This is a genomic window from Limnothrix sp. FACHB-406 (genome assembly GCF_014698235.1).
Lineage (GTDB): Bacteria > Cyanobacteriota > Cyanobacteriia > CACIAM-69d > CACIAM-69d > CACIAM-69d.
Genome location: NZ_JACJSP010000018.1, coordinates 1 through 4,234, shown reverse-complemented (window position 1 = coordinate 4,234; position 4,234 = coordinate 1). Strand labels below are relative to the sequence as shown.

Genomic DNA, 4,234 nt, shown 5'->3' with positions numbered 1-4,234 from the left:
AACACCAATCCTTCACCATCAATCCTCCAGCGCCACCACTGAAAAGCAAGCCCAAATGCTCGTCATCCGTGAAGTCGAAAATCGTTGTACTGAAGCCTGAATCTGAAGCCTAAATCTGAATCTGGATTTTGAACTTTCAATCTTGAATTTTGAATTCTAAATTCAGATCATGAATTGTCGATAACCCGTTGATCAACTAGCCATGACAGCAGTGATGAAAATCGCGACGGCTACCCTGCCAAATCAGGTGCAGTTGCAATGTCCGAATGCGGCAGAAGCCCTGGCAATTTATGAAGATTGCCAATGGTATTTCAAGCATGGAATTAAGCTGGAACCGGGCGCAACGGTGGTGGATGTTGGTGCGCATGTGGGCATTTTTACGAGCATGGCTGCTGAACTTTGCCAGCGCAAAATGACTGCCTATGTGTTTGAACCCATCCCACAGCTCGCCTCATTGCTGACACAAAATATGGCTCAGTTGGAGCCGGTTGATGTGCAGATTTATAACTATGCTTTGGGAAGTGAAACGGGAACGGCGGAGTTTGCTTTTCATCCCGAAACGCCCATGCTGTCCAGTGCTTTTCCCGATGAAACCGATCGGGAATATATGGACTTTCGGGAAACCCTGATTCGCAATTCCAGTGGCCCCGATGTGCCGGAGCGATTGCAGGCGCTCAGCAAAATTCCTCGGTTTCTGCGGGGCTTTTTGCTAGACCAAACCCTGAAGAAGCATTTTCGTCATGAGCGCTTAAGCTGTCCTGTCTATCGCCTCGATCAAATTCCTTCAATGCAATCCATTCCTAGGATTGACCTCCTCAAAATTAATGCGGAAAAGTCAGAGGAAATGATTTTTCAGGGGTTGGAGCAACTTTGGAGCGTGATTCAACAGGTTGTGGTGGAGGTGCATGATTTGGACGGGCGACTAGACCGACTGCGCAACCACCTCACCTCCCAGGGGTTTGCGCAGGTTGATTGTGACCAGATGGATATCCTGAAAGGGTCTCAGGTTTATTTGCTTTACGCGACTCGATCTAGCGCGGCGTAATGGTGGCCAAGATCACCGGATTGAGGGGCGACCAGCGACAGAGCGGCCCGATCGGGACGGCTTGGGCGAGGCTGACCTGAAGCCAGCGCACTTGCCAACCGGTTTGGTGCGACACCCAATCGAGGAGGGTGGCTTGGTTGTCGAGGGTGGCCAGGGCCACCACCATACGCCCGTTAACGGCCATGCGGGGAGCACACCAGTCGAGGATTGAGCCAAGGCGGCCGTCGCTGCCACCAATGAAGACCCGATCGGGGGCGGGCAGGGGCCGCAGGGCTTCCGGGGCTTTGCCTTTGATGGCGGTGAGGTTGCTGGTTTGGAACCGTTCAATGTTGCGCTCAATGAGGCTGATGCCGGCGGGGGTTTGTTCGATCGCGTAGATGCGGGAGTTGGGGCAAAGCCGCGCCATCTCGATCGACACGGAACCGGTTCCCGCGCCAATGTCCCAAACGGTTTGGTTCGGTTGCAGGGCCAATTCCGCCAAAATTTGCACCCGCACTTCTCGCTTGGTCATCAGTCCGGGGCGATCGGGAAAGCTGCAAAAGTCGCCGTCGGCAATGCCCAAGAGGGGTAGGGCGGCGCGATCGATCCCCTCGGCGTTGGGGATTCGCTCCAAAATCACCACGTTGAGGTTGGCAAACAGTTCGCCGCTAATTTCCGTGAGGGCCGCTTCGTCCAGAACCCATGATTGGGTGCGTTCTTCGGGTGCTCCCAGATTTTCACAAACCCAAAGCCGATAGCGCACGGGCAGCCGCAAACTCAGCACCAATCGGGCGATCGCCCCTGGATGACTGACCCCATCGGTCAAAACTGCCAGTTTTTCCACCCCCTGGCGCAACAGGCGCACGGCCCCATCGAGCGATCGGCCATGGGCACTGAACACGACTGCATCTTGCCAAGGGAGCTTGACCCGGGCAAATGCGAGCTGCACGGAACTGGGGTGGGGGGTGAAGTCTAGCCAGTGGGCGGGCAGTTTTTCCAACAGAAACCGACCAATCCCGAAAAAAAGCGGATCGCCGGAAGCCAAAACCACCACCAACCGAGGCTCCGATTCCGTTGCTTGGGTGATCATGTGGGCCCGAATGACGGCTACCACATCATCCAAATCCCCCAGCACAACGGTTTCGGCGGTGGCTTGGGGAAACAGGGCCAATTGCCGGGTGCTGCCCACCAGCAAGGTGGCTTCCGCAATGAGCGATCGGGCCTGTTCACTCAGACCGGCGGCCCCGTCCAAGCCAATGCCCACCACCTGCACGGGCGCGGGCGGCCCGATCGGGCGTTCACCGCGCACCGAACCATTCAGGGGGGTGGTCATGGCATTGCCTCCAGGACGATAAGAACCAGCACGGGGACAGATGGCGAGGGCGGAGGGTCAGGACAGGGCCGCCACGGTGGCCGCCTGGCCTGCCGTTCGATAGACATCTTCCAGGTATTGGGTCACCACTTTTTGGGTCGATCGATTGTCCGTGGTGCCGTCCGTTGGTAAGGGCAAGGGCCCCAAGAGGCTGAGGGGGGTGTCACCATCGGCCGGCGGCGTAATCACCACCAGGGACGGCTCCAAGGGTTGGTTATAGTCCCAAAACTGCTGGAGGTTCACGGGGACGGTGGCCGGGGCGATCGGGGTTTGCGGGTCGATCGGCTCCAGGGCGATCGGCTCACTGGTGACAACGGGTTCCGGCAGTTCCGCCACCAGGCGCGATCGAACCTCCCGCAATGCTTTGAGCAACTGTTGCTGAGTGCGGCCCCGCAGTTGAAACAACACAAAGGGATCATCACTGAACCGATCGCCCAGCAGGTAATAGACCGCGCCGATGTGTTTGCAGGGGTTCGCCTTGTCCGGACAGGTGCATTGGCTGTGAATGTCGCCCAAGGCAAAGGGAAACAGGGACAGGCCGTTGGTGGCAAAGGCCCGCTCGATCGACTGGGGCATTTCACCCGCCAACAGCTTGGCCGCAAAACCCGCCTGTTGGGCCAGGGTTTCCGCCACCGCCGCCCAATCCTCATCGGTGAACGGGTCGATCGACAGGGACACGCGATAGGGCTCCGGTTCCGTGCCCTGAACGCGGGCAATCACCTTGGCATTTTTAAAATCAATACTGAGCACATGGCCTTGGCGAGCATAGTCCCGGGCCCGTTCCAGCCGCTTCTTGAAACGATAGCCATTGAGCAGATCTAGCCAACGCTCGACCCACCATTCTCGGGCGATCGAGGAGTCTGCCTCGGTGGTGAGGGTGGCCGGCGAGGAGCTGAAGTGACGGCCGGCTGAGTCTTGCTCAAAATCCTTCAAGGGCATAGCAAACAAGGGGCAAAGAAGGCTGTCCGATGGTATCACCATCGGCCCATAGATCCTTTGAGAATGCCCGTTGATTGATTGCAGGGGGTATTTGACATCCTTCCCGTCCTAAAGGAGCGGGGATTCCGGCCCTAGGCAAACAACCGAAGTTGCTCGACTAGACCACGGGTTGACGCTTCATCGGCTGCTACCAGCGAACTGGATTTGCGCTGGCCTCCACGTCCGTTTTGAGTCTCGGACTGCCCGCCCGCGACTTGGATATTGATGGCGGCATTCACATCGCGATCGTGAATTGCCCCGCATTGCATACAGACCCACTCGCGTACATCAAGGGGTTTCTTGCCGCCCAATTGACCACAAGATGAACAACGCTGGCTAGTCGGTTCCCATCGACTGATCACCTGGAAATCCCGCCCGTAGCGGATCGATTTGCCCTCGATCATTTGGCGGAAGCTGTACCAGCCAGCATCAGAAATTGCCCGCGCCAACTTGCGATTTTTCACCATGCCCGACACATTCAAATCTTCCAAAACTATCGCTTGGTTCTCGCGAACGATCCGGGTCGATAACTTGTGTAGGAAGTCGGTTCGTTGGTCTTTGATGCGGGCGTGAATCCGAGCCACCTTGCGTCGGGCTAGATATCGGCGCTTGCTGCCCTTAACCTTGCGGCTGAGGGATTTTTGAGCACGGCGCAATCGCTTGAGGGATTTGGCTAAAGGCTTGGGACTTCGTACCTTTTCACCCGTGGACAAAGTGGCAAAGGTGGTCAATCCTAAGTCGATGCCAACTCCATTGTTGATAGCCTTCAGAGCGATCGGATCCACTTCACAGACAAACGACGCAAAGTAGCGATCGGCTGCATCCTTGATGATCGTCACTGATGATGGATCGGATGGCAG

General features: G+C 56.9%; 4 protein-coding genes. 1 reads left to right on the top strand and 3 read right to left on the bottom strand.

Features of this window, described 5'->3' with window-relative positions; all coding sequences use genetic code 11:
* Positions 1-202: 202 nt before the first annotated feature.
* Entirely contained in the window at positions 203-1,045 is an 843-nt protein-coding gene (locus tag H6G53_RS15190; protein WP_190534404.1) for an FkbM family methyltransferase, read from the top strand.
* Here the strand turns inward: H6G53_RS15190 and cbiE are convergent.
* The 3 genes from cbiE to H6G53_RS15175 form a co-directional block, all read right to left on the bottom strand.
* A complete protein-coding gene (gene cbiE / locus H6G53_RS15185) occupies positions 1,032-2,357 on the bottom strand; it encodes a precorrin-6y C5,15-methyltransferase (decarboxylating) subunit CbiE (RefSeq protein ID WP_190528662.1) in 1,326 nt (441 codons plus the stop codon). The genes H6G53_RS15190 and cbiE overlap by 14 nt on opposite strands.
* A gap of 57 nt (positions 2,358-2,414) precedes the next feature.
* Positions 2,415-3,335, bottom strand: coding sequence for an SWIM zinc finger family protein (locus tag H6G53_RS15180; protein ID WP_099534055.1), 921 nt, complete (start codon positions 3,333-3,335; stop codon positions 2,415-2,417).
* A 131-nt stretch (positions 3,336-3,466) separates the two neighbouring features.
* The coding region (locus tag H6G53_RS15175; RefSeq protein ID WP_190534403.1) for an RNA-guided endonuclease TnpB family protein at positions 3,467-4,234 on the bottom strand (768 nt) is incomplete at its 5' end.

Excerpts from the sequence above, each read along its gene's own strand:
- cbiE (WP_190528662.1), bottom strand. The coding sequence starts at position 2,357 with ATGACCACCCCCCTGAATGGTTCGGTGCGCGGTGAACGCCCGATCGGG.
- H6G53_RS15180 (WP_099534055.1), bottom strand. The coding sequence starts at position 3,335 with ATGCCCTTGAAGGATTTTGAGCAAGACTCAGCCGGCCGTCACTTCAGC.
- H6G53_RS15190 (WP_190534404.1), top strand. The coding sequence starts at position 203 with ATGACAGCAGTGATGAAAATCGCGACGGCTACCCTGCCAAATCAGGTG.